The 25,162-nt window shown below is 45.8% G+C and carries 29 protein-coding genes; 1 reads left to right on the top strand and 28 read right to left on the bottom strand.

Translation table 11 applies throughout. The annotated features are described in order from the left end of the window. Positions 1-12 precede the first annotated feature (12 nt). From DHBDCA_RS02085 to DHBDCA_RS01960, 27 genes are all read right to left on the bottom strand, one after another. Positions 13-390 (bottom strand): type IV pilus modification PilV family protein, encoded by a 378-nt coding sequence (locus tag DHBDCA_RS02085; protein ID WP_015042493.1) that lies wholly within the window; start codon positions 388-390, stop codon positions 13-15. A 31-nt stretch (positions 391-421) separates the two neighbouring features. After that, positions 422-760 (bottom strand): type II secretion system protein, encoded by a 339-nt coding sequence (locus DHBDCA_RS02080; RefSeq protein ID WP_015042492.1) that lies wholly within the window; start codon positions 758-760, stop codon positions 422-424. Between the two features lie 180 nt (positions 761-940). After that, entirely contained in the window at positions 941-2,020 is a 1,080-nt protein-coding gene (aroB, locus tag DHBDCA_RS02075) for a 3-dehydroquinate synthase (protein WP_015042491.1), read from the bottom strand. Beyond that, on the bottom strand, positions 2,017-2,556 hold the full coding sequence (locus DHBDCA_RS02070; protein WP_015042490.1) for a shikimate kinase: 540 nt from the start codon (positions 2,554-2,556) through the stop codon (positions 2,017-2,019). The genes aroB and DHBDCA_RS02070 overlap by 4 nt, the downstream gene beginning before the upstream one ends. 14 nt (positions 2,557-2,570) lie before the next feature. After that, positions 2,571-2,996 (bottom strand): prepilin-type N-terminal cleavage/methylation domain-containing protein, encoded by a 426-nt coding sequence (locus DHBDCA_RS02065; RefSeq protein WP_034378940.1) that lies wholly within the window; start codon positions 2,994-2,996, stop codon positions 2,571-2,573. A gap of 5 nt (positions 2,997-3,001) precedes the next feature. Continuing rightward, the gene (gene aroE / locus DHBDCA_RS02060) at positions 3,002-3,823 is read right to left on the bottom strand and encodes a shikimate dehydrogenase (RefSeq protein ID WP_015042488.1); all 822 of its coding nucleotides are present in this window, start codon (positions 3,821-3,823) and stop codon (positions 3,002-3,004) included. A gap of 86 nt (positions 3,824-3,909) precedes the next feature. After that, on the bottom strand, positions 3,910-4,413 hold the full coding sequence (locus DHBDCA_RS02055) for a YqeG family HAD IIIA-type phosphatase (RefSeq protein WP_034378942.1): 504 nt from the start codon (positions 4,411-4,413) through the stop codon (positions 3,910-3,912). Positions 4,414-4,523: 110 nt separating this feature from the next. Further along, a complete protein-coding gene (gene sigK / locus DHBDCA_RS02050) occupies positions 4,524-5,267 on the bottom strand; it encodes an RNA polymerase sporulation sigma factor SigK (RefSeq protein WP_015042486.1) in 744 nt (247 codons plus the stop codon). A 406-nt stretch (positions 5,268-5,673) separates the two neighbouring features. Next, positions 5,674-6,198: a type 4a pilus biogenesis protein PilO gene (pilO, locus tag DHBDCA_RS02045; protein ID WP_015042485.1), complete on the bottom strand. Its 525-nt coding sequence runs from the start codon at positions 6,196-6,198 to the stop codon at positions 5,674-5,676. Positions 6,199-6,212: 14 nt separating this feature from the next. Beyond that, entirely contained in the window at positions 6,213-6,758 is a 546-nt protein-coding gene (locus DHBDCA_RS02040) for a hypothetical protein (RefSeq protein ID WP_015042484.1), read from the bottom strand. 12 nt (positions 6,759-6,770) lie between these two features. Further along, positions 6,771-8,207 (bottom strand): pilus assembly protein PilM, encoded by a 1,437-nt coding sequence (gene pilM / locus DHBDCA_RS02035; RefSeq protein WP_015042483.1) that lies wholly within the window; start codon positions 8,205-8,207, stop codon positions 6,771-6,773. A gap of 90 nt (positions 8,208-8,297) precedes the next feature. Further along, the gene (locus DHBDCA_RS02030; protein WP_015042482.1) at positions 8,298-8,615 is read right to left on the bottom strand and encodes a DUF4911 domain-containing protein; all 318 of its coding nucleotides are present in this window, start codon (positions 8,613-8,615) and stop codon (positions 8,298-8,300) included. A gap of 97 nt (positions 8,616-8,712) precedes the next feature. Further along, on the bottom strand, positions 8,713-9,966 hold the full coding sequence (locus DHBDCA_RS02025) for a peptidase U32 family protein (protein ID WP_015042481.1): 1,254 nt from the start codon (positions 9,964-9,966) through the stop codon (positions 8,713-8,715). 60 nt (positions 9,967-10,026) lie between these two features. Further along, a complete protein-coding gene (gene mltG / locus DHBDCA_RS02020) occupies positions 10,027-11,061 on the bottom strand; it encodes an endolytic transglycosylase MltG (protein ID WP_015042480.1) in 1,035 nt (344 codons plus the stop codon). 168 nt (positions 11,062-11,229) lie between these two features. Continuing rightward, complete coding sequence (locus DHBDCA_RS02015) at positions 11,230-11,544, bottom strand: DUF1292 domain-containing protein (RefSeq protein ID WP_015042479.1); 315 nt, start codon at positions 11,542-11,544, stop codon at positions 11,230-11,232. Positions 11,545-11,622: 78 nt separating this feature from the next. After that, on the bottom strand, positions 11,623-12,030 hold the full coding sequence (ruvX, locus tag DHBDCA_RS02010) for a Holliday junction resolvase RuvX (RefSeq protein WP_034378937.1): 408 nt from the start codon (positions 12,028-12,030) through the stop codon (positions 11,623-11,625). Positions 12,031-12,065: 35 nt separating this feature from the next. Then, positions 12,066-12,230 (bottom strand): hypothetical protein, encoded by a 165-nt coding sequence (locus tag DHBDCA_RS15360; protein ID WP_015042477.1) that lies wholly within the window; start codon positions 12,228-12,230, stop codon positions 12,066-12,068. A gap of 383 nt (positions 12,231-12,613) precedes the next feature. Continuing rightward, positions 12,614-13,573, bottom strand: a complete 960-nt coding sequence (locus tag DHBDCA_RS02005) for an aldo/keto reductase (protein WP_015042476.1) — start codon at positions 13,571-13,573, stop codon at positions 12,614-12,616. 158 nt (positions 13,574-13,731) lie between these two features. After that, positions 13,732-13,983 carry an IreB family regulatory phosphoprotein gene (locus DHBDCA_RS02000; protein ID WP_015042474.1) on the bottom strand — a complete coding sequence of 84 codons (252 nt, stop codon included), beginning with the start codon at positions 13,981-13,983 and terminating at the stop codon, positions 13,732-13,734. 106 nt (positions 13,984-14,089) lie between these two features. Then, positions 14,090-16,723, bottom strand: a complete 2,634-nt coding sequence (gene alaS / locus DHBDCA_RS01995; protein ID WP_015042473.1) for an alanine--tRNA ligase — start codon at positions 16,721-16,723, stop codon at positions 14,090-14,092. Between the two features lie 340 nt (positions 16,724-17,063). Next, complete coding sequence (locus tag DHBDCA_RS01990) at positions 17,064-18,113, bottom strand: AI-2E family transporter (RefSeq protein WP_015042472.1); 1,050 nt, start codon at positions 18,111-18,113, stop codon at positions 17,064-17,066. Positions 18,114-18,311: 198 nt separating this feature from the next. Further along, positions 18,312-18,515 carry a hypothetical protein gene (locus DHBDCA_RS01985; protein WP_015042471.1) on the bottom strand — a complete coding sequence of 68 codons (204 nt, stop codon included), beginning with the start codon at positions 18,513-18,515 and terminating at the stop codon, positions 18,312-18,314. Next, entirely contained in the window at positions 18,512-18,976 is a 465-nt protein-coding gene (locus DHBDCA_RS01980) for a PRC-barrel domain-containing protein (RefSeq protein ID WP_015042470.1), read from the bottom strand. Before DHBDCA_RS01980 ends, DHBDCA_RS01985 begins: the two co-directional genes overlap by 4 nt. 155 nt (positions 18,977-19,131) lie before the next feature. After that, entirely contained in the window at positions 19,132-20,199 is a 1,068-nt protein-coding gene (mnmA, locus tag DHBDCA_RS01975; protein WP_015042469.1) for a tRNA 2-thiouridine(34) synthase MnmA, read from the bottom strand. A 21-nt stretch (positions 20,200-20,220) separates the two neighbouring features. Further along, entirely contained in the window at positions 20,221-20,595 is a 375-nt protein-coding gene (gene nifU / locus DHBDCA_RS01970; RefSeq protein WP_015042468.1) for a Fe-S cluster assembly scaffold protein NifU, read from the bottom strand. Positions 20,596-20,665: 70 nt separating this feature from the next. Continuing rightward, positions 20,666-21,835, bottom strand: coding sequence for a cysteine desulfurase NifS (gene nifS, locus DHBDCA_RS01965; protein ID WP_015042467.1), 1,170 nt, complete (start codon positions 21,833-21,835; stop codon positions 20,666-20,668). Positions 21,836-21,910: 75 nt separating this feature from the next. Then, positions 21,911-22,354 (bottom strand): RrF2 family transcriptional regulator, encoded by a 444-nt coding sequence (locus tag DHBDCA_RS01960; RefSeq protein WP_015042466.1) that lies wholly within the window; start codon positions 22,352-22,354, stop codon positions 21,911-21,913. Positions 22,355-22,563: 209 nt separating this feature from the next. Here DHBDCA_RS01960 and DHBDCA_RS01955 point away from each other — a divergent pair, with 209 nt between their 5' ends. Continuing rightward, positions 22,564-23,874, top strand: coding sequence for a replication-associated recombination protein A (locus DHBDCA_RS01955; RefSeq protein WP_015042465.1), 1,311 nt, complete (start codon positions 22,564-22,566; stop codon positions 23,872-23,874). 134 nt (positions 23,875-24,008) lie between these two features. Here the strand turns inward: DHBDCA_RS01955 and DHBDCA_RS01950 are convergent, their stop codons facing one another. Then, entirely contained in the window at positions 24,009-25,016 is a 1,008-nt protein-coding gene (locus DHBDCA_RS01950; protein ID WP_242824944.1) for a GGDEF domain-containing protein, read from the bottom strand. Positions 25,017-25,162: the final 146 nt, after the last annotated feature.

Raw genomic sequence — 25,162 nt, 5'->3', positions numbered from 1 at the left:
TTTCCCAAATTATTATTCTGCAATATAATGCAGATAGCTCAGTTTGTACTCTTTCTGATCCTCCAACTCAGTCCAACTGATTTTTACAGTAATTTTAAGCAGATTCGGAGAATCCCATTCACAACAGACCATTCTGGTAAACAGGCCGGATTCATCGCGCGTGGTCCCGCTCAGATAACGATAAACGGCAGAAGGATCATCAAGCAGGACTGCCGTGATTTCCTCCACTGTCGAGCTGGCAAGATTGACTGCCTGCAGGGTATGATCAGTATGGCTATTCTTGATGTAAGCTGTATTAATCAATGCCAGCATAACTGCAAATCCCAAACTAAAAATAAAGAGTCCTATTAAAACATCAAGCAATACAAAGCCTTTTTTCTTATCGTCCATTCCGGACCTACCTCCCAATACAACGTTAACCTTAACGAATCACTGCTTTTCCATTGTCATCAAGCGCATAATGTTTGCTTGGATCAAACGGGCATGCCGGTATTTCCTCAAGATACGGTCCTTGCCAGTTTAAATCAGCAGAAGGGCAGGTAATCAGATCATTCAGACTTCCCGGATAGCTGCCCACGTCAAGACGGTATAGTCTTGCAGCACTTTCTATTTTGAGAACATTGACTTTGTGCACTTCCGATTCCGTACTGTTGATACTGCCGCTGTAACATGGCAGAATCATAGAGGCCAGGATACCCAACAAAGCGATGACCAATAATACTTCCCATAAAGTAAAACCGTTCTTGCAAGCTTTTGGCATAACGATTCCTTTCTTGTCTCTGATAAAACGAAAAAATATGTAAATTAATTACATATTTTCTACACAAATATTCTATTTCCTTTAAGATTAGTATTTTTTGGGAACAGCAAAAAGGTACTGCTGTAAATCTCAACTTACATTTTTTTGTTCTGCAATTTATATTACTAGTACTTATTTGACCTAAATGATGACTTTTTCCCAGGCCCTGAGGATTTCTTCATCGTTACAGTCTGCAGCGATGACCGATCTCCCAATGCCGACCGGCAGAATTAGCACCTTATTGCCGGCTTTATTCTTCTTATCTGCAGACATGTGTCCAAGAAGTACTGCCCGGTCATGCGCTTTGGCCGTAGTGGGCAGATCCATTTTCATTAAGAGATTCAGGATTCTGTCAAGCTGTTTGTCGTTAACCAAACCTCTTTCTCTGGACAGATTGGCTGCGGCGGCAATCCCGATACTGACCCCTTCGCCGTGCATAACACCCTGATAGGCTTCCTCTGTCTCCAGAGCATGCCCGAAACTGTGTCCGAGGTTCAGAAGCATCCTGTTTCCCTTTTCTTTCTCATCCTCAGTGACAATCTTAACTTTGACAGCCAGAGACCGCAGGGACATTTCCTTGATGATCTTGTAGTCCAATCCTTTGATGGCTTCAGCATGTTCTTCGATGAATTCAAACAAATCCGGATCAGCGACAAGCGCGTGTTTAATGGTTTCGGCAAGCCCGTTCCGCATCTCTTTCCACGGAAGTGTCTGCAAGGTGTCAAAATCCGTCCAGACGGCCTGGGGGGCATAAAAAGACCCCAGGAGGTTTTTACCGGAAGGATGGTTCACCGCCACCTTGCCGCCAATACTCGAATCAATCTGGGACAGCAAGGTGGTCGGAATATGGATGTAACGCATTCCACGCATAAAAATACTTGCAAAAAATCCAGACAAATCCCCGATCACCCCTCCGCCGAGGGCCAGCACCACAGTGTCCCTGTCCGCTTTGAATTGCAGCGCCTGTTCCGTCAATTTACTGATCCTGTCCAGTGATTTCTCCTGTTCACCGTCAGGAACGGTAATCAAATCGGTCTTTAAGTCCTTCATTCCGTCCAAAAGTTTATCTGCATAGTATCCGGCCACAACATCATTCGTGATGAGAAGATAATGCCCGCTCGTGCCGTATGCTGTTTTCAAATGACCGCCAAGCTCGTCCAAAGTGGCTCCCAGTAACAGTGGGTAACCGTGTCCTCCACTGACATCTATTCTCTGTATCATGCTGTAATGTGTTCTCCTTTCAGCAATTCGAGGATCTCCGCCGCAACGGTTTGAACATCTTTATCCGATGTGTCAACCGTTATAGGCGCCTTTCTGTAAATCACTTCCCGGTCTCTCCAGAGCTTTTCTATTTGTTCCGGCTCGCTGCTGGAAAGAAGCGGCCGATCGTGATGTTCTTTTGCTCTCTGTAAAGCAATCTCCAATGGAACATATAGGTAAACCAACTTCCCAAGTCCGTGGAGAATATTCCAGTTTTCCGGATCTAAAACCGTTCCTCCGCCAGTGGCAATAACTGTATCGGTAAATCCGGAAATCTTATGTACCAGCAGATTTTCTTCCGACCGGAACCTTGCTTCACCGTATTTTTGAAAAATTTCCGGGATTTTCAACCCTGTCATTCTTTCGATCTCACTGTCCGTATCCATAAATCCCCAGCGGAGTTCCCTGGCCAGAAGCTTGCCGACACTGCTTTTTCCAGCAGCCATAAAGCCGATAAGTACAATATTTTGGGGTATCGAATTCAGGCTATCGGACACGAAATTTCACCTCTCTATTCCATCCTGATCCTGCCCATCACAGGCGCAACAATCACATTTCTTTCTAAATCCCCTGACGCCAGCATGACCGTCAGACCGGTGTCAGGCGTCCCTGTCGGGCGAAAAGTAAGATCAGAAGGACTATTGGCAAAGTGCACCCCATTCTGCAGGCTGACTTTGCGGATAAATTCTCCCTGCCTGAAGATCTTATATTCACCGGTATAAACAGAAAATTTGATTTTATACCAAACATTCTCAGCCAATGCTGTCTGCTGAACTTCCCGTAAGTCCTGAAGCAGAACTGCCGCTGAGAGTTCCAGTCTCCGTTCCTCCATTTGCTGCGGAATGTGCACAAGGAAAGTAAAGGCTGCACTTGATAATAGTGCAAGCACAAGCAGGATCTCAATCAATGAGTACCCGTTCCTTTTCTTCGCTATCATTCCGATCACCTGTTATCTCCCAGTTTCTCCTGTAAAGCTTTGCGCATAATGTCCAGCGGAGCCTTCTGCTCCAGCCAGAACTCCCAGGCAAGGATCCCCTGAAACAGCAGCATATCCAGACCATTCATGGACCGGCAGCCGCAGGCACCGGTCTGTGCCATGAAATCTGTAACGGCTGGATAGTAAATCAGATCAACGGCCCAAGCCGAAGGATTAAGGCCTTGAAGATCGATCGTATACACTTCGCCTTTCATGCCAATCGAGGTTGTTTGAATCAGCAAATCCACAACTCCCAGCCAGCGCCCGGGAGCCAAAATACCCGAGGCCGCATTTCCGCCGAGCATGTTGACTTTTCGGGCGAGAATCACAGCTTTTTCCTCACTTCTGTTCAGAATAAGCATCTTTACCTGTAAGGATGCCAGGGCTGCCGCAATGGCTTTGGCAGCCCCTCCGGCCCCTAATATGACAACTTCTTTGCCCTCAAAAACGAAACCCTTACTCAGCAAAGCCTGAATGAAGCCGCCCCCGTCCGTGTTATGCCCAACCAATCTTCCGTTTTGGACTTTCACTGTGTTGACTGCGCCAATACGCTGCGCTTCAGAAGTCAGGACATCCATATAAGGAATGATTTTTTCCTTCAGCGGATACGTGACGTTCCAGCCGTCATAGCCGTTATTTTTGAGATATCCGATACTTTCAGCCAGTTGAGTCGGCTGAACTGTTATCCTGTCGTAGGTTGCAGGCAAACCGGCAGCCTTAAATCCTGCCTCGTGCATTTTCGGAGACAGGGAATGTTCCACAGGATAACCGATGATTGCATACTTCATGCGTCTCTCAGTCCCCTTCATAGACATCTGAAAATGGACAAACAAAGAACGAAGTCTTACGTATTCTTAAGATTTTAACGGCGTTTTTAACGGCGGGTATACTTGGCTTTTCTGCCTGCCAACCGTTCCAGAAAACGCAGGACTTTCGTACCATGAAATTCTCTTTGAGCGATCGGTGAAACTAATATGGTCTTAAGCCCGAGCTTGTTGCCGCCAAAAACATCTGTAAACAGCTGGTCCCCAATCACTGCGACCTCGGACTCCGGAATATCCAGGACCCGAATTCCTCTCAGGAAAGCTTTTTTCTGCGGTTTCTTGGCCCTGTAAACATAAAGTATTTCCAGCATATCAGCAACCGCAGAAACCCTTTCGGGTCCTCTGTTATTGGAAACGATGCAGGCTTTAATTCCTGCGTCATTCATTTTTTTAAACCACGCAATCACGTCTTCGGTTAAGGTTCTGTCATTCCAAGGTGTTATGGTGTTGTCCAGATCCAGGATCAAACCTTTGATGCCATTTGCCTGCAGATCCTCTGCCTGGATATCCTGCAGCATCTCATATTGAAAATCCGGTCGTAAGATTCCGCGCATACCGGTTCCTCTGCTTTCCATTTAATATTACCAAATAATTATATATCAGCTCAATATCCAAGAGCAACCTGTTTCTGGCAAGTTTAAGGCAAGTTGTACCTGATAGGTTGTTATCTCTCCCGGTGATCCTTCATTTCCTCCATCAGTTTCTGCACCGCTTTTTTCTCTATCCGTGAGACGTAGGACCTGGAGATTCCCAGCAGTTTGGCTATCTCTCTCTGAGTCTTTTTGGGCGTGTTCATCAGGCCGAAGCGAAGTTTTATCACCGTTTGTTCCCTTCCTGTCAAATATTTGAGTTTTTCCAGGACCACTCTTTGTTCAAATTGACTTTCCACCTGATCCGAAATTGCATCCGGATCTGTACCCAGGACATCAATCAGATTAATCGCGTTTCCTTCTTTATCCGTACCAATCGGGTCATAAATGGACACTTCCCCGCGAGATTTTTTCAGGGAGCGCAAATACATCAGAATCTCATTTTCGATGCAGCGTGCCGCATAGGTGGCGAGTCTGGTTCCCTTTTCTGTGTTGAACGTATTGATGCCCTTGATTAAGCCGATGGTCCCAATCGAAATTAGATCGTCACTGTCCGCTCCGGTTCCGTCATATTTTTTTACAAGATGCGCGACCAGCCTCAGATTATGCTCAATCAGTTTATTTCGCGCGTTTTCCGCGACAAGTTCATTGGAAAAATTTCTGGCATTTTTGTAGTCCGCCAGGATACTCAGATATTCGGCTTCCTCCCTTTCTCCTAACGGTTGGGGGAACGCATTATTATTAATATATGATACCAGCAGGGTAACGCCCTTTATCACCGATAAGGCAAGCCCGACAAGAAAAGCTTCAGCAATCATTAACCCTTCAACTCCTTACGCATGCTCTTTTAATAACTATGCGTAAAGCAGAAGAATACTGCTTATCCTGAGCTGGAAATTTTTTGGTCAAACAAAAATGGCTGTACAAAACTCAGCCATAAAGTGTTACATTTGCAGTTTTTCTTTTCCCTTGGGCAGTGCAGCCTTGCACAGATACGAAGTGAACGCAAGTGCCAGCTGCGTTTAGCAAACATAAACCAGCAGCTTTTAAATATGCCAACGGTTCACTTGCAGAAAGCCCAGAGGTTTTGGCATATTAGCAAGGGGTTATGTTTGTAGCAGCGAGAACGTGTGAGCGCAGTATCTGTGCAAGGCTACACCATCTTGAGCAAGTAAAACAATACCCCAAAATGGATGCATTTTTGTTTAAAATCACCTTAGTTGTTTATTCCTTATAACCATAAGCAATGATCCTGATCTTGGCTGAAGCAGCATCTTCGTCACCTTCATTTACCTGGATGCTGTCCAGCGCCAGATTATACTGACTTACCTTGCGAAGCCGTTCCACAAAAGCATAGATTTTGGCGGTTGGCCCCGTACAGGAGAAATTCATAGCCAGAGAAGAATAACTGCCTTCATCTTTCATCTCTTCAAAAGTCAGATTCTGAGAATTGATCCCGCCGTCTTTGGCCAGATTGAAAATAAAGACCATCATATCCGGTTTGATCAGGTTTTTCGGAACGGTCAGATCCAGTTCAGCAGCTTGAGCTGTTAAATCCGTCTGTTCCTGTTTCAGCCCGGACAAATTGATGTAATTGTTCTGCAACGTCACCAGATAAGCCTCGCGTTCATAGCGTTGAGCTGAATTCTTCTGCAGCACCCCAAACTGACCGGCCAGCAGATAGACATAACCTATCCCGAGCAGAATGATCAGGCCTGTTATTAAAATGCCTTTTTTCTTCATACGCATCGTTTCTATTTCTCCTACGGTTTCAGTTTCAGAGCGAGATTTAACGTCTGTCCCCTGTCATTCAATGAAATCGTTTGGATATCAAAACTTTCAAACCTACCGGAATTAATAAAAATATTTTCTAAACTGCGGATATTTACCGATTCAGGCAGGATCAGCTGCAATTGGACCATATTATCCGCCTGAAGCAGAAAAGAAGTGACCTGCGCGTCTCCCGGCAGAAGTCCGCCTATTTGACTCCTTACAACTGCCGGATTGCTGATTGATCCCTTTGTCCCAAGCTCCAGAAAGCTGCGCTGATCAGTGATCAGGGAACGGAGCCTGTCGTTTTCTGCCATGACAGCAGCAACTTCATTGTAGGACTGAATACTGGCTTCAATCCTTTCTAAATCTAAGGCTAGTTTTTGCTGCCAAACCCACGGGGAGGCTAGAATGATGACAGCAAAAAAAGCAGCGATTATCCTAACAACGACGCTAAGCTTTCTTCGAACAGGCTGTTTTCCGCTGCCGGCTTCAATTTCCCAGCGCAGCGCAAAGTTAAACTGTGTTCTTTCGTTCATCTGCCCCTCCAGCTAGTGTATATCTTCACGTAAGGCGAGCCCGTACAGACTGCCATACTTCTGCCAGTTTTCCGCTAAACCTGTATCCCCATCCGCCTTAAACAGCGGCTCCCAGTTATTCGGGAAGCCCGTTTCGGTGTTGATCCGTAAACTTTTTCGAAAATATTCTTCCAGCCCTGGCCAGAGGCAGTACTCTCCGGTCAGATAGATTGTCCCTACCGAATTTCCGGCATGACGGTCGGAATAGAAGTTCAATAGCTTGGATAATGCGGATATGATCGGGCTTAAATCTAATTTACCGGAAATATCGGAAAGTTCTTTCGGCGAACTGTACATACTCAGGTCAGCTTTTTTATCAGCTTTAACCGCCATTTCTTTTTCTAAATCCTGATATGTAGAAGAGATAGGTAATTCCTCGTCCAATAGTTCGTAAGGTACAAATAAATCTTCCAGGACAAACTCATCTTTTTCTTTGACCGATTTGACGGATTCCAGCTTGGAGTAATAGAATTCCGCAGCTTCTAATTCCTCCAGAGATAATGTTTCTTGATTCTTCCGCAGGTTCTGAACCTTATAAAAATCGAGCTGCGGGTATTCGTCGTCTTTAGTCTCCAGCCCAATTAATTCATCTAACAGATCAGAAGGTTCCTGGCCTGTTGATTGGGGCAAGTCTTCGGAAAAAGCATGTTTTTCGGTATTGCCTGTTCTACTCGCATTTTGATTTCTTTCATCCGCATTGAGAGTTTCTTCTGCATGGACGGTTTTCTCGTCCGTATTAACTTTTAAATCGGTATACAAAAAGAAGCTGCCATTTTCCAGCAGTACAAACTCAATCAGCCCCGGATTTAAGGAGACAATCGCGAAATCGTTGCTGTTTTGTCCTTGTTCCGTATTTTCCTGGGGAGCATGAGCAGGCATTTTTTCTGCCAAAAAAGAATAAATTCTGGCCAGGCAATCCGCAGTAAGATCCACCGTCTTGGGTTCAATCCCAAGATCTCGGCAGAACGACTGAACCTGCTTCATTTTTTCGGCCGGGAAAGCTGCCAGGAGGACTTTTAACATGGGTACCCCGTTTTCCTGATATTTTTTCAGGATGCGATAGTCCACAATATAATGATCGGTATACCGTTCAAGATATTCATCCATATCTCCGGCAATAAATTTTTCGAGTTCCTGATCCGCCATATTCGGCAGTGTAATAATGGTCGTAATTAATCCTTGACCCGAAACGGCAATTTTAAGTTTATTGAGCGGTATCCGCTGGTATTGAAGCCAGTTCTTCAGACCCGAAACATCATAACCGGCCGGCACGGTATAGCCAATATTTTTACCGCCCGGTTCCTTGTATGATGCATGCATGTATATCTCAATTTCTTTAGATTTTCCGACAGCAATTGTGGCTATTGACAATTCATTTTCACCGATGACAGCCAGCCAGTGTTTTTTCATGCGGAAAGTCTCTCCTACTCTTCTCGTATCGCCCATAACACTATAATAGTATAGGATTTTTCTCAGAACAACAAGATTCTGATAGAATATCTAATTTGAGTTCAAGGAAATCTCAAATCCCAATTGCGATAAAATCTCAATTTGTAAAGGAAGTGTTGAGAGTACTTTTTCCAGTTCCGGCCAGCAATGCCTAGTCGTTTGGATCATAACTTCACCGTTGACTTTATCGGTCGTTGTGATCACACCCAGGTGACCAAGTCCTTCGACATATTTGGCCAAAAGCTGAATATCCGAGCGAAGAATCCTTGCTTTGACCAGCAGATCAGAATCTTCCCAGCTGATATGGGAGTCTTCAGCAATTGATTTCGCTTTAAGATTTTCGTCTTCCATATTCTCGTCTTTTTTCATTTGGTCTTTCTCCTATGTGTTTATCCGGCGTCTTATCCCTCGTTATTATGTAGGTTGGTCTCCCTCAATGATCCTTATCATCACAAATTCTTTTGGATTAGCGGGCAGGCACAACTTTTCGCAGGATACTGAAAGGTTTCAACGGCGCGGGAGCCGCAATCTTCAGTTTTTGCTGCGGATGCCTCGCCACATCGGTCTTCTCCCCGTCTAAATTCCAGAGACCGTTCACTTTAAATGTCCACGGTTCTCCTTCCGGGGCAAGCACTTCAAGCTCGTCACCTTCCCGGAAATGATTACGCTGCTCTATCCAACAGCCGCATTCACTTCCCTTCCCGATTGCCGCGCATTCCTCTTGTTCCAGCACTCTTCCAACAAAACTGTATTCGCGGATATAATTGGAAGTCTCAATGTTATGCGCTTCAGCCCCCGGTTTTCCAAAAAGGAATCCGGTCGAATAGTCACGGTGACTCACCTTGTCCATTTCAGCAAGCCAGGAGGGAATTTTTTCTCTAAATTTTGTTTCTCCTTGTTCCCACAGGACGTCCAAAGCTTCACGATATACTTTGACCGTACTCGCTACATAATAGGCGCTTTTCATTCTACCTTCTATTTTATAGCTTGCCAGATTTAAATCTTTTAATAAAGGCAAATGGGGCAGAAGGCAAAGATCATGGGAGTTAAATATATAGCTTCCCCTGACATCTTCCTCCAACGGAAAATACTGTCCGGGTCTCTTCTCTTCGACCAGCGCGTAGCCCCAGCGGCAGGGATGGGTACATTCTCCATGGTTGGCATCACGACCGGTGAGGTAATTGCTCAGAAGGCAGCGTCCCGAGTACGACATACACATGGCTCCATGGACAAAGATTTCCAATTCGCCTTGGGCTTGGGGACAGAGGGTTTTTAGTTCTTCCAGTGTAAGTTCCCTTGCAAGTACGGCTCTGCGCACGCCCTGGGAAAACCAGAAGTTGGCACTAGCTGCATTCGTACAATTGGCCTGCGTGCTCAAATGGACGGGCAGATCTGGTGTTTCCTTCCGGGCCAGAGACAGTATTCCGGGATCAGAGACGATAATCCCGTCAATTTCAAGCTCCGTTAATCTGGTCAGATAACCCTTAAGTCCGGCAAAATCCTGTTCATGCGCAAAAATGTTAACGGCAATATAGATCTTCCGGCCAAGCCTATGCGCATATTCGGCTCCCCACTTAAGTTCGTTATCATTCAGGTTCCCGGCATAAGCCCGCAAGCCAAACGAAGCCCCCCCTGCATATACCGCATCAGCACCATACGCAAACGCAAATTTTAACTTTTCAAAATCCCCGGCAGGTGCCAGGAGTTCCGGTTTATTCATCAGTTACTCCCTGCATTATTTTAAACTTAAACAATTAATCATCACGTTTTATCAAATATTCTATTGATAGATGCTTACATTTTTTAAATGTTCCTCATAGGTAACAGCAAAAGCATGTGATCCGTCATTTTTGGCGACAAAGAAGAAATAGTCGGTATCTTTCGGGTAAAGGGCGGCCTGTAAAGAAGCATGACCGGGGTTCGCAATCGGTCCGGGAGGCAGCCCGGTATTCCGGTACGTATTATACGGAGAATCGATCTGGGTATCCGCAATGGTCAGCACCGGTTTGACTTCACCCAAGATATACTGAATCGTTGCGCAGGATTCCAGCGGCATGTCAATTTTCAGACGGTTTTCAAAAACACCTGCAATCATTGGTCTTTCTTCAGCTTTCTTCGCTTCTTTCTCGACGAGAGAAGCTTTGATGAGCCACTCAGAAACAGACATATTCCGTTCAGCCAGCCGTTTCGTGATTTCAGGTGTCAGTTCCTGTTTAAAACGCTGTAAAAATCGATCAATGTTTTCTGAGGGCGTAGCTTTTTTATCAAAGAAATACGTGTCGGGAAACAGAAAGCCTTCCAGCCGGTTTTCACCCGAAGGGATATCTGCCAAAAAATTGTAATCATCCTGATCAAATCGTTTCATAGCGTCATAAAACTCATTCTTCGTTCCCAAGCTATTCTCGACGAGCTTATCGACAATCTGGGCAACCGTATATCCTTCCGGAATCGTAATCCGGACAACTTCCGGTTCCGGTCCTTTCATCAGCGTATCCAGGATCTCCTTGGCGCTCATGGAAGGTGAAAGATAATATAATCCCGCAACCAACTTGGAATCAGCTTTGTTAATCCGGCATAACTGGCGGAACACACTTGCCTGGCGAATTAAATGGTCAGTTTCTAGCTTGGCCGCAACTTCAGAGGCATTCATGCCAGGCTCCAGAACAAAGGCAACTTTATCGGAAGAATCGGAGACCGGCTTTAAATTCCCTGACCACCATGATCCACTGGCCAACAGCACAAGCAGCAAAACCAAAACAATGCCAATCCTATAGATTTTTTTTCTTACAGGAGCCTTTCGGCGTTTTCTCCTCACTTTACCTCTCTCTTTCCTTGTCCTAGAATTTGGATAACTGAAACAATGGTCAAATTGAATAAGAAACCTACCATGTGCTATTATACCTTTTTTTTCGTCAATAAGAAACTCACGCTTTCCAGCGTGAGTTTCTAAATTATTTATGACTTTTAAGAACAAATTTTCTGCTTATTCTTCGTCAAACTCGTCTTCCATTTCTTCCCAAGCATCGGCGACTTTTTCCCATTCCTCATCATCTTCAATATCCATGAGCATGTCTTCACCGTTTTCATCTTTGCCAAGCTTCAGAATAATGGCTTCGGCTTCCTCTTCGTCTTCTTCTGTTTCTTCAACAGGAAGAAGCACGAAATACGTACTGCCTTCAACTTCGAGGGTGGCAAGATGCATGAATTCGTTTTCATTTCCTTCGTCATCATTTAAGACAATGACATCAAAAACCTCTTCATCATCAAGATCATCTTGCTTATTAATTTCATCGGACATATGTATCACCTCTTCAAATCAGATATTGTAATTCTACCTTGGCAGGAAAAGAAAGTCAAATGGTATCTCAATTTCCGTTCACTTGCTATTGAGATATCCCTGGAGAATGAATACTGCCGCCATCTTATCAATGACTTTTTTTCTCTTTGCTCTGGATAGATCTGCCTCCAGCAAGGCCCTTTGGGCTCCGATGGTGCTCAGCCGTTCATCCCACAACTTCACCGGCAGTAGATAGCCTTCACGAAGTTCTTCGGCAAAAACCTCCGTCAGCTTCGCCCTTTCACCGAGTGTCCCATTCATATTCTTCGGATATCCCAGAACAATTTCATCCACTTCGTATTCCCGAATCAGGCGGGCTAATTCTTCCCGCTCTTTCTCTTTTCTGGTTCTTCTTATGACTTCCACTCCCTGGGCGGTAATACCCAGCGGATCGCTCATCGCGACGCCAATCGTCTTTTCACCAAGATCCAGCCCCATTATCCTCATTCATGCACCTCAGCAACTGCCTGACCACGCAAGGTCTACGCCCGGTCCTGCTCGTCATCGTTGTTTAATGGAATAGAGTCGTTCATTACACCCTGCGAATTGTGACTTCCGCAATTCTTACACAACCATTCTTCGCCATCATACAGGAATTCAGTAATCTCACCGCACTCAATGCAATACTCCTGAACTTTCTTTTTCATAACAGCGTCCCCCTGTCTGTATATTTTGGTATCACTATTCGGTTATTTTCAGATGTACGTCCCTTATCCTAATTATATACCTTAACATTTTCCTCCGCTATTATTATCCCGGTTTACGGAAAATATTATTTAAATTTTTTTCATGAAAGGCATCAAGTATGCTGACCCTCAGGCCGGCTCAATTTCATATGATCAGTCTGCGTGCCACAGTTCCGCGACAAGCGGAGCATGGATGCGGAGCGCGGCCTTTTGACGGCCACGGATGGCCTAATGTCGCGATGCCATGGATGGCAAGGAGCGACGCGTCAAGGAGGACGCAACGGCCGAAAGCGGTATTGTGGCATGCAGACCGTCCCCAAAAAAAGGGAAATAATACAAAGGTATCATATAATCTTCAAACAGAAATGCGGGCAATATCTGCCGCAGTATCCGCACAGAACACATCTTTCCGGCTGCAGACAAACCTGTCCATCGTTAAGATAAAGCGCATTTTGCGGGCAGCCGCCGACGCATTTTCCACAGCCCTGGCACCAGTCGGCGATGTACAGTTTTCTCTCCCGGTGTAGAACCGAATTACGCAATTCGTTGGATATGGGCTCTCCATCCAGTAGTGCAAGATTATAGTCTACTTCCGGAATCGATGACATGCCTAAAGCCATCGCCTGAATTCCTGGAATACTCCGGATAAAATTCACGGCCCTTTCCGGTTCAGCCGCCAAGTGCCCACCGCCAAAAACCTTCATCGCATAGATCCCGATACCTAATTCAGCTGCAAACGCAATAGCTTCCAGCATGTCCCCAAGACTTCCATTGATAATACCGAGTCCCTGGTAATTAATGAGTGGGTGAATCACGTCAAGACCCGGCTGAAGGGCCCCTGCTCTTACCCCTTGAACCGCGTGGGTCGAGATTCCGATCGCCCCGACCTGACCCCTGGCCTTTGCTTCAAGCAGTCCTTCCCAGGCCTCAGCATGTCCTTTGAGCGTTAGATGGCTTTCCTGCTCATGAAGTAGAAAGATATCAATAGAATCCCTGCCCAGTTCCTTTCTGGCTTTCTCCAGACTCGCATCCAGCTCCTGATGCGTCACCGCATAAGATTTGGATACAACTTTCATCTCGGGGTTCCTGCCCAGAACAGGTTTTAACTGACTGTAGTTTTCATAGAGTTCTGCCGTATCGACCCAGTCTATCCCCCTTGAAAACGCATATTGAAGGATCTCTCTTCCCTGCTCTTCGCTCACTCTGCCCTGAAGTGAAGAAATCGCGAGGCTGCCAAAACATATCTCCGACACCGTCGGACCCTTTAACCCTAATTTGACCTTCAGCAAATGACCGTCCTCCAAAACGAAACCCCCACGTACTGTGAGGGCAGCTAATCAAACGCAACGCAAAAATAAGAACCATTCGTGTTAATTAAAAAAATTCAAAAAATAAAGGTATTCAGATGCCAAAAGAAATTCTTAAAGAAAAAAGGTGAAAATAAAAAGCAAGAAAATCTTTTTTATAGATCGCGCAAATAAAATTTTACCAGTTCCTCCAGCAATTCATAACGTTCCAGCTTACGGATTTTGGTTCTAGCCTGATTATGACTGGTAATATAGACAGGATCTCCGGACATCAAATAACCCACCAATTGATTGATCGGATCATATCCTTTCTCCTGCAGTGCAGCATAAACCTGTTGCAATATTTCCCGCGGTGAATTGTCACCTGGATGGGATTTGAACATCATGGTTTCTTCCATCTTACTCAAGGTTTATACCTCCTTTCCTTCACCAGTTTGTTATACAGTATTCTGCATTGATCCAAAGATTACCTGTCAGTCTGTTAAAAATATTTTTAATACTTTTTTGGTAATCTTAACTATTATGCCCCAAAAAATGACTGATTATGGAAGGCACTTTATCCAGCGCCTCGCCAAGCTTGGAAGAGTCCTTGCCACCGGCCTGGGCCATGTCGGGACGCCCCCCGCCTCCGCCGCCTGTAATCGAAGCCACTTCCTTAATAATCTTGCCAGCATGAAGTCCATTTAACCCCGACGGATGAACCACAGTCACCAGATTTACTTTTTCGTCGGCAACAGCGCCAAGGACAATAACGCCTTCTTTCAGCTTGTCCCGGAGCATGTCCGCTGTTTGCCTGAGTGTCTCCATATCCGGAGCCTGAACCCTGGAAGCGAGTATTTTCACGCCGTGGATATCCTGAACCTTGCTCAAGATGCTGTCCGCTTCATATTTGGACAGCTTGGCATTCAGCTGCTGAACTTCTTTTTCAAGTTCTCTGATCTGAGCAGTCAGAAGGTGAACCTTTTTCACGCTTTCCTTTGGTTGAACTTTCAGCAGCGTACTGATCTCGTCGAACTGGCTCTCCATTTCTCTTAAATATGCCAAAGATTCCTTACCGGCCACAGCCTCTATTCTTCTTAAGCCTGCGCCGATACCGCCCTCGGAAATGATTTTAAACAAGCCAATTTCCCCTGTATTTTTGACATGCGTTCCGCCGCAGAGTTCTCTGCTGTAATCACCCATTTCGACCAAACGCACAATTTCTCCGTATTTTTCGCCAAATAACGCAATCGCGCCTTTTTCGCGGGCCTGGTTCATGCTCATTTCTTCCGCTTGCACCGTAAGACTCGCCATAATTTGCCTGTTCACGTTGTTTTCTACTTCGGTAATTTGTTCAGCCGTAAGCGGTGAAAAATGTGAAAAATCAAACCGCAGGCGTTCACTCGTAACAAGAGAACCTGCCTGTTGGACGTGATCTCCCAAGATCTTACGCAGCGCCGTCTGCAGAAGATGCGTTGAACTATGATGTCCGGCTATGGCCTTGCGTTTTTCCTTATTGACGACGGTGTGGACCTTTTCCCCTATTTTCAGCACGCCGTCCTTGATCAGCAGACGGTGCGTGATCGCGCCGCTCGGAAGTTTCCGCAATTCCAGTACTTCAGCATACGCCTTGCCGGTCCGGATGATTCCTTCGTCTGAAATCTGGCCGCCGCTCTCAGCATAAAAAGGTGTCTGATCCAAAAGACAAATGACTTCCTCTCCTTCACCGGCCCCATCCACTTCCCCTTCTTCATTGAACATCGCTTCAATGATGCTGTCACTTTCCAGTTGTTCATAACCGAGAAAACGGGTCGGCCCCAGTCTTTTCGCTTTTTCTGTGAGCAGGCTGTTTTCCCCGGCAGCCTTCATCTGACGGGATCGTTCTTTCGCCAGCAGACGGTGTTCTTCCGATGCTTTGTCGAACGACTCCATATCCACGGAGATCCCCTCCTCCAGCAACATTTCTTCCGTCAATTCTACCGGAAAACCATAGGTCTCATACAGGTGAAAAGCGTCTTCCCCACTGAGTATCTTCTGACCCGATTCTCTGAACGCTTTCACCTTATCCTGAAGGATCAGCATGCCCTGCTCGAGGGTAGCCTGGAAATTCTTTTCTTCCAGCCGCAAATGATTGAGGATAAAATTTTCATTCTCCTTGAGCTCCGTATACCAGTGTGCATAATGTTCCTGGATAACACGGAATATTTGTTCCAAAAACGGCTTTTCAATTCCTAAAAGCCGGGCAAAACGAATGCTCCGGCGTAAGATTCGCCGCAAAACATAGCCGCGTCCGTCGCTGCTCGGCCTAATTCCGTCCGCCAGCATAAAAGATACTGCTCTGGCATGGTCGGCAACGACCTTCAACGCAACATCCGTCTTCGGATCCTCTTTATATTGCAAACCGGCGATTTCTGCCGTTTTATTGATGAGTGGCATAAATAAATCCGTATCGAAGTTGGATTCAACTCCCTGAATCACCGATGCGATTCTTTCCAGCCCCATCCCGGTATCAATGTTTCGCTTCGGCAGAGGGGTTAGTGTACCTGCTTCATCTCTTATGTACTGCATAAAGACCAGGTTCCAGACCTCCAGGAAACGGTCACAGTCACAGCCGATTGCACAATCATCTTTGCCGCAGCCCCGGCTTTCTCCAAGATCTACGTAGATTTCCGAACAGGGCCCACAAGGTCCGACCGGTCCGGCAGCCCAGAAATTCTCGGGATCGGCGACAATTCGTTCCGGACTTACACCTGCCTTTGACCAGATATTTCTGGCCTCTTCGTCCTCTGGATAGATGGTTACCCAGAGCTTTTCGACGGGAACTTGCAGTATGCCGGTAATATATTCCCAGGCCCATGGAATGACTTCCTCTTTAAAATAGTCACCAAAAGAAAAATTACCGAGCATCTCAAAAAAAGTATGGTGTCTGGCCGTTTTGCCGACACTCTCCAGGTCGGGGGTCCGGACACATTTCTGAGCGGTGGTCGCTCTCGAAAACGGAGGTTCCACTTGCCTTAAAAAATATGGCTTAAACGGAACCATTCCGGCTACCGTTAAAAGCAAAGTAGGATCATCTTTCGGGATCAGGGAGGCACTGGGCTGAATAACATGTCCTTTTCCCTCAAAATATTTCAGAAACATTTCGCGCAGTTGATTTCCGGTATACATCTACTTCCTCCTTATATGGAAGGCTCCTCGTGCCTTGTCAACTCTAAAATGATAACATAACGGCGATCAACGACAACACCGTATTGTGAGAAATCTGCCGACAGGATATATCAGATTTAGGATTGACATGGTACTTAAGCTTATATTTATTACAGAATAGCAAAGGCAAATCTTGCTAAGACATAAGAAAACCTGGCTGGCACCAAGCCTCTTTGGCACAGGCGGCAGCTTTCGTTGCACTTAGCTGGTTCAGAAAATACTTACACTTTCTGATACACTAAAATAAGTATAGCCAAAAGAGAAGTTGCCTGTCAACAGACCTGATAGCCGCAAATCCTACTTAATTCTTCGTTGACTTCAGATCTCGCGGTGCAATCAGATAATAATAAATATTTCTGATTATAATACGCAGGACCGCTGCCAGTGGAACTGCAAAAAGCATTCCGAGCAAACCGCCGATTTCCCCGCCGGCCAAAAGAGCAAAAACAACCCAGAGCGGATGAAGACCGATTTTGTTGCTCATCAGACGCGGATTAATCAGATTGCTGTCCAGCTGTTGGACGATGAAGATTACCAGGGTGACTTTTACAGCCATCAGAGGGGATCTGCTTAAGCCCAGTAAAATTGACGGTATGCCGCCTAAGATCGGACCAAAATACGGGATCAGATTGGTAATTCCGCAAATGATCCCGATAATCAGCGCATATTCCATACCGATGAGCTTAATCCCTATGCCGATCAGAAGGCCGACGATGACCGCATCAATCATATTGCCCTGGATATACCGTTTGATCACATAATCAATTTCCTGTAATACCTTGTGCCACTGCTCCCTCATCCTGCCAGGAACAAGCATTAAAACCCCGTCCGTGATTTTTCTCCAGTCCGTCAAAAAATAGATGGCCAGAATTGGAGAAAGAACCATTAATCCGATGGAAGAAAGCAAAGCCGGAATATTTTCCATGACCTTTTCCAGCCAGCCGGTCAGATAGGATTGCCCCTGAATCAGTTTTTTATCCATTAATCTGCTGAGCTCTTCAGGCAGGATATTTTGCGGGTAAACACTTTTCCCGGTTTGTACATAATGGTAAATGACTTCCAGCCTCTCTGGAAGTACGACGGACAGTCTTCCAAGCTCCAGGTAAAACGTGGGCAGCAGCAACAAAAACAGCACAGCAAGCAAAACCACAATCCAAAGGAAAATCAAGGCAATTGCCCACCGTCGGCGCAGGCCTTTTTTTTCGAGCCAATTGACCATGGGACTTAAAAGATAGGCTATAACGGCGCCTGCTGCAAAAGAAAAAGCAATCTTTTTAACTTTCATAAACAGCAGGAAACCTGCTATAACCAACAAGATGCCAAAAATCCAACGCAGCTTGGTCTGTCCCATACTCGCCTCCCAGTTATGTTTTAAGACAAATAAAGGGCGGTCTTTTCAAAATGAATTTGAAAATCCCAACCCCCGATGGACAGGCCGTGGCCTTAGCTTCTTGGCCTTGCCGCTACTTGCCATCCATGGTATAAGCGAAGCGCCAACTCTATTCTACGCATGCACGGTATGAAGAACTCTAGACATAGCAATTCGGCGTCATTCAGCAGCTGCCTGAGCCTGAACGATCTGCTCGCTTTCAAGGAAGAAATCTTCCCACGCTACCAGTGTCCCATCTTCTTCCAAATCAAATACGACTACCTGATCGGTATGACTGTTGAATTCAATAAAACAGTCCCAGCAATAGTATTGTTCCACACCGACCTTTCCGGTCTGTCGTCCCCCGCAAACCGGGCAAATCATGACAATGAACCTCCTTCAATCACAACAACATCCTGGCTCTCGCAAAGAATGTTTTCCTCAAATACAGCCTCCCTGCCCTTCATCAAATCCGCAAAAAGACCGTCTGATATTTCATAACCAAGTACTTTTTGGACTGTGTTGTCCACATAGATATCGCCTATCGTTCCTTTGATATCGCCTTCTCCATTAAAAACCTTGTTTCCGACTTTCTGAGACCAGGATGCACCTGAAATCTTTTTCCCTTCTGGGTTTTTAACAGCAAGGGAATCCTTGCCGAAAGATACGATATCATCTCTGCTCATGTCTTCCAGCGGGTGCGTGAGCAGAGAATCTTTTTCCACGATGACGCCGGAAACCGTATTGTCTTTTTCATTATATAGGATATCTTTTACCCAGCCCAGACGTTCCCCGGAATTCAAATCAATCACCGGAAGCCGGACAATATCTCTCATCCTCCGCATAATTCCCTCATTTGCCTTAGGATTATATCCGGTATTATTGCCGGAATATCGGGATAATATTCCTTTCAGCAATATTGCATTCTATATTATGACATAAAACTGAAATATCGCTGAAAGAAGTATTTCGCACGGGTCAGCCCTTCGGCAATCACTTCTTATTCTGCCTTAAGAAGATCTTGGCGGATTCCGCACTTATCCGATACAATGACCCCTCCTCCCAACACCGTCGGCCCGTCATAGAACACAACCGACTGACCGGGAGTAACTGCCCGCTGCGGGGTCTCAAACTGAACCCTGACAAGATTATTTTCAGGATAAAGAACAGCTGCTGCAGGATTCGCCTTGTAACGAATCTTCGCCTGCACCTTCAAGGGGCCGGACAGCCTTTCCAGGGCAATCCAGTTCAGACCTGTCGCCCAGAGAATATCGGTATAGAGATCATTTCCTTCTCCAAGTATTACCCTGTTGCCAACCGGGTCAATCGAAGCCACAAACATTGGTTTACCAAATGTTACCCCTAATCCCTTGCGCTGTCCGACCGTATAATGGATCAATCCCCTGTGTCTGCCGATAATGCGGCCGGAGAAATCCGTGAAATCACCTGGTTCAGAATCTTTGCCCATTGCCGCCCTAATATATTCCGCATAGTTGTCGTCAGGAATAAAACAGATTTCCTGACTCTCACTGCTGTCAGCAGCTGTCAATTTTCTGTTCCTCGCCAAGTCCCTGACCTGTTCTTTCGTATAATCACCAAGCGGGAAAAGTGCATGGGCAATCTGCTCCTGGCTTAAGGAGTATAACACATAACTCTGGTCTTTTTTCGCGTCCAGTCCGGTTTGAATCAGCCAGCGGCCTGAAGTTTCGTCAACCATTTTCCGAACGTAATGACCGGTCGCAAGATAGTCGGCACCAAGTCCGCGCGACTGTTTCAGCAATTCTCCGAATTTGATTTTCCGGTTACACAGCACACACGGATTTGGCGTTTCCCCTCTGTAGTAGCTCTCTGCAAAAGAATCAATGACTTCCTGTTTAAAAACCGTCCGGAAATCAAGCACATGCAGCGGTATCCTGAGCTGCTCAGCTGCTTCCAGCGCAGCAGTTTCAGCAAGTCCGCCTTCATGGGTCACAATGGTGACTCCGATCACCTCATGACCATTTTCTTGAAGTAAAGCAACGGCGGTGGAACTATCCACGCCGCCACTCATTCCAACAGCAACTTTCATACGTTTAACCTTCATCCTTCCTCAGACCTTGGTCTTTTTCTGGATGTAGTCTTTGATAGCTTCATGAACAGCATCTGCGGCAAGATTGGAACAGTGCAGCTTGGCTTCAGGCAAACCTCCAAGGGCTTCGGCAACAGCAGCATTCGAAATATCCAGGGCTTCATTCACGCTTTTGCCTTTGACCATTTCCGTAACCATACTACTGGTCGCTACCGCAGCCCCGCAGCCAAATGTCTTAAACTTGATATCTTTGATAATATCGTTTTCAACAACCATTGAAATCCGCATAATGTCGCCGCACTTGGCGTTGCCGACTTGCCCAACGCCATTTGCATTTTCAATTTCACCTACGTTGCGGGGATTCGTAAAATGATCGATTACTTTTTCTGAATACATCTGATTCACTCCTGTCTTATTTCTGTCTTTCAGCTTGCTTTGAGGAACAATCTATTTGCTTTAAGCTAGTTCAAATTGCTTTATGATATAAAGGAGACATTTCTCTTAAGCGCTGCACGATCTTCGGAAGCTCCTGTAACACATAATCGATCTCTTCATCCGTATTCTGTCTGCCAAGCGAGAGCCTCAGAGAACCATGGGCAACCTCGTGGCTTAAACCCATGGCCAGTAAAACATGCGAAGGATCCAAAGATCCCGAAGTACAGGCCGAACCGCTGGAACCGGCGATGCCAACCAAATCGAGACTTAAGAGCAGTGATTCTCCTTCAATGAAATTAATGCTGATATTGACATTGTTCGGAAGACGCTTGGCGCCACGCGGGCCGTTCACCTTGACACGATCAATGCTGGCGAGGATTCCGTCGAATAATTTATCACGGAGTCTGACCAGTTCAATATTCTCGTCTGCCATCCTTTGTCCGGCCAGCTCACAGGCTTTGCCAAAACCAATGATCCCCGGAGCGTTTTCCGTACCGGAACGGACTTTTCTCTCCTGCGAACCGCCAAAAACAAGCGAAGAAATCCTGACGCCTTTGCGGATGTATAAAGCTCCGGCCCCTTTCGGGCCATAGATTTTATGGCTCGATATCGTTAACAGGTCAACATTCATCTGATTTACATCGATTGGCAATTTTCCAAGAGACTGGACGGCATCGACATGGAACAGGATCCCTTTTTCCCTGGCAATTCGGCCTATTTCAGCGACAGGCTGAATCGACCCGACCTCGTTGTTGGCGTGCATAATACTGATTAAAATCGTGTCCGGACGGATTGCTTTTTCTATATCCTGAACACTTACCAAGCCTTCCTCATCGACCGGCACAATGGTTATTTCGTAGCCGTTTTTAGCCAGGTATTTAAAAGTATCCAGAACAGCATGATGCTCAATCGCCGAAGTAATCAGGTGAGTGCCTTTTTTTGCTCTTGTTCTGGCGGCACCCTGAATGGCCAGGTTATCAGCTTCCGTTCCGCCGCTGGTAAAGGTAATCTCCGAAGGATTTGCTCCAATCAGAGATGCAACCTGTTCTCTGGCTTCGTCGATGGCCTTATGAACTTGTCTTCCAAAGGAATGTACGCTGGATGGGTTTCCGTAGTACTCTGTAAAGTACACCATCATTAATTCTGCCACCTGCGGGTCAACCGGCGTTGTGGCACTATGATCCAAATATATTCGTTTCATCTTATCCTCCATTAAGCAGCTCTTATCTGTCGACAATTATCTGACAGATCGTAGCAAAATCATCATCTCAGACATCTATTGAAGAAATCCCAAGTTTTCTCCGCCGCTACCTGCCTCTTTTAGTAAATCAGCCAAAGAAATGGAATCAACGACACCGTTGATGGAATCCCTAACTTTCACCCATACTTCCCGCGTTACGCAGAAATCTGTTTTTTGGCAGCAGTCTTCTTCCGACTGGGTAACGCACTCGACTGGTGCGATCGGCCCTTCCAGTACCCTGATCACATCACCGATATTGATTTGTTCAGGGCGCTTGGCCAGTTCATACCCGCCCTGGGGCCCCCGGATGCTTCTAACCAGCCCTGCCTTACGCAGCTCAGGAACGAGCTGTTCCAGATAATGCTCAGATAGTTTCTGCCTGTCAGCGACAGACTTCAGGGAAACCGGACCATCAGCCGCGTGCTGGGCTAAATCAACCATGATTTGTACGCCATATCTGCCCCTGGTAGAAAATCTCACGCAATTCACCTCATGCCATGCAAAATGTTACCCTTCGTCAGTACGCTTATATCCTACTAAACCAATCGGAATTTGTCAATAAGCATTCTGGTTATTCTTTTGCAATTTTATTTGTTATAATGGATTCATCTTTCATAACATTTCCTTTTTATTATTGGTTTATCAATGATCAAGTATATCTGCAAGAATAATTTTGGAGGAAAAAGAAAATGAATCTTTTTTCGGCTGCTTTTGACTCCGGCAAAGTTGCTCCCCTGGCCGACAGAATGCGTCCCCGTACCCTCGAAGAATTTATCGGCCAACAGGGAATTCTTGGCCCCGGCAAACTTCTGCGCCGCGCCATTGAAGCAGACCGGGTGACATCGATCATTTTATACGGTCCGCCTGGAACAGGTAAAACATCCCTGGCTCAGGTCATCGCTAATAAAACGACCTCGAATTTTATCCGGATCAATGCTGTTTCTTCCGGCGTCAAAGAACTCAGAGATATCCTGGAAAAAGCCGAGGAAAGGCTGCATCTTTATCAGCAGAAGACGCTTGTGTTCTGCGATGAAGTCCACCGTTTCAACAAAGGCCAGCAAGATGTTCTACTCCCGGCTATTGAACGCGGTATGATCACCTTTATCGGAGCAACCACTGAAAACCCTTACTTTGAAATCAACTCCGCCCTTTTAAGCCGTTCCACGATTTTCAGACTGAATCTTCTTTCAGAACATGAACTCCGTCTGGGGCTTGAGAATGCCTTGAAGGACAATGAGCGAGGTCTTGGTAATTACCATACAGAGATTACAGCAGAAGCATTTCAGCATTGGGTGGATTTCGCCGGCGGAGATTTGCGCCGGGCATTAAATGCGCTCGAACTCGCAGTTCTGACCACAGCTCCTGAAGACGGGATCCGCAGGATTGATCTGGAAACCGCCATAGAGTCCGTTCAGGAAAGACACTTTCGTTTTGACAAAAACGGTGACAACCATTACGACATGATTTCGGCGATGATCAAAAGTATGCGCGGGTCCGATCCTGATGCGGCCCTGTATTGGTTTGCTGTTCTGCTGGAATCCGGCGAGGACCCGCGGTTCATCATGCGCAGGATCATCGTGCATGCTTCCGAGGACGTCGGCCTTGCTGATCCGTCAGTCATGCTCCAGGCCCATGCCGCAGCCAATGCCTTAGAGTGGGTTGGCCTGCCTGAAGCCAGAATACCGATGGCACAAGCTGTCCTGGCTATTGCGACTGCTCCGAAGAGCAATTCTGTTGTTGCGGCGATCAATCAGGCTCAGGAATACGTCAAAGCGAACAAAGCCGGCCAAGTGCCGCTGCATCTGAAAGATGCCTCTTATCCCGGCGCCAAGAAGTTTGGCCACGGTTTAGACTATCTTTACCCGCATGCTTATCCGGGCAACTGGGTCGAACAGGACTACCTGCCCGAAGAAGCCAAGGGAGCAAAATTCTTTGATCCGACCGGCCGCGGGGTAGACAAGAACAGAGGAAAACCGTCAATAGACTTACCTAATCAGTGAGAAAAATAATTTTTCTTTACAATGTCAATGACAAATAGTTGGCAATAATTAAAAATCCGAGGCAAAAAAAAAGCACACCTCGCTGTTTTTTAGCACAAGTGTACATCGATAATCTCTAAGAAAAGAAAATCAGGCTAACTGTTCTTCTTTTCTCTTTTCTTTTCATACATGACCTCATCCGCTTTTGCCAGTACATCATTCGGGGTCTGGCATCCCAGCAACGGGGCAATCCCGAAACTAAGGTCGACCATCGGTTCAATATTTTTCACATAGTCTTTAAATTCTGTTTTGACTTGTTCCAAAACCGTCTCCACGTGTCCACTTTCACCAAAATAAACAACAATAAACTCATCACCGCCCCAACGGCTGATCATATTTTTCCCATTATCAAAATGCCGCCTTAAAATAGCCCCCAAATGTTTCAGTCCATCGTCTCCGGCTAGATGTCCTTCTTTATCATTAATCATCTTAAAATTATCCACATCAAGCATGATCAAATGACCGTTGTGATTTCCGGATTCAAACTGTTTCTGCAGGATATCATTAAAATTTCTTCGGTTCAACAGCCCTGTCAGCTCATCAAAATGAGCGAGTTGCATGAGCCTTCGATTCGTCTGGTAGTAAGCGTCAGCAAAATAGCGTACAACTAAGAAACTCAAAAACAGGACAATTGGAACCTGAATCAGCTGGTCCACGAAAAGACTGCCGGGATCCAGTACGGGTATTCTTTCAGGGAAATAATGGGCGTAAGTGTGGACACCGATAAAAGCTAGAATAATCGCAGCGATAATTGTATTGCGGTACCAGCCGTCCAGAATGTAACTGGCGACAATCAAGAGAAAAAATACATACGCAATCGTAAAGCTGTTACTTCCTCCGGCATCGATAAAACCAAAAGGCAGAACAATCCCTGTCAGAACCAAAAAAAACAAAAATTTGCTGCGGTCGGAAAAACCTCTATGTCTTTCATACAATACACTGCATACTGCTAAAACGAGTAAAAAAATCCATTTAATATTGAGGCTTAATGGGTAGCCTACTGCAAGATTTCCAATAATAGAAAACGCTGATAGCAGTATCATGGCCTTTAACAGGACTAGATAAAACCCCTGCTTAAGATTCGTTTCCTTCACTAACCCCATCTCTATTCTTTTTTAAATTAATACCAGTCATATTGAAAATCATAACATGATATTTTTTGGATAACAATCATAATTTTGGATAACAATCATAATTTTGGAAGTATTTTTAAAAATGATTCATATGGATGTATATTTTTACCTGTAAT

Origin of the sequence: Dehalobacter sp. DCA (genome assembly GCF_000305775.1) — a bacterium.
Taxonomy (GTDB): Bacteria; Bacillota; Desulfitobacteriia; order Desulfitobacteriales; family Syntrophobotulaceae; genus Dehalobacter; species Dehalobacter alkaniphilus.
This window is presented reverse-complemented; position numbering and strand designations above follow the sequence as displayed.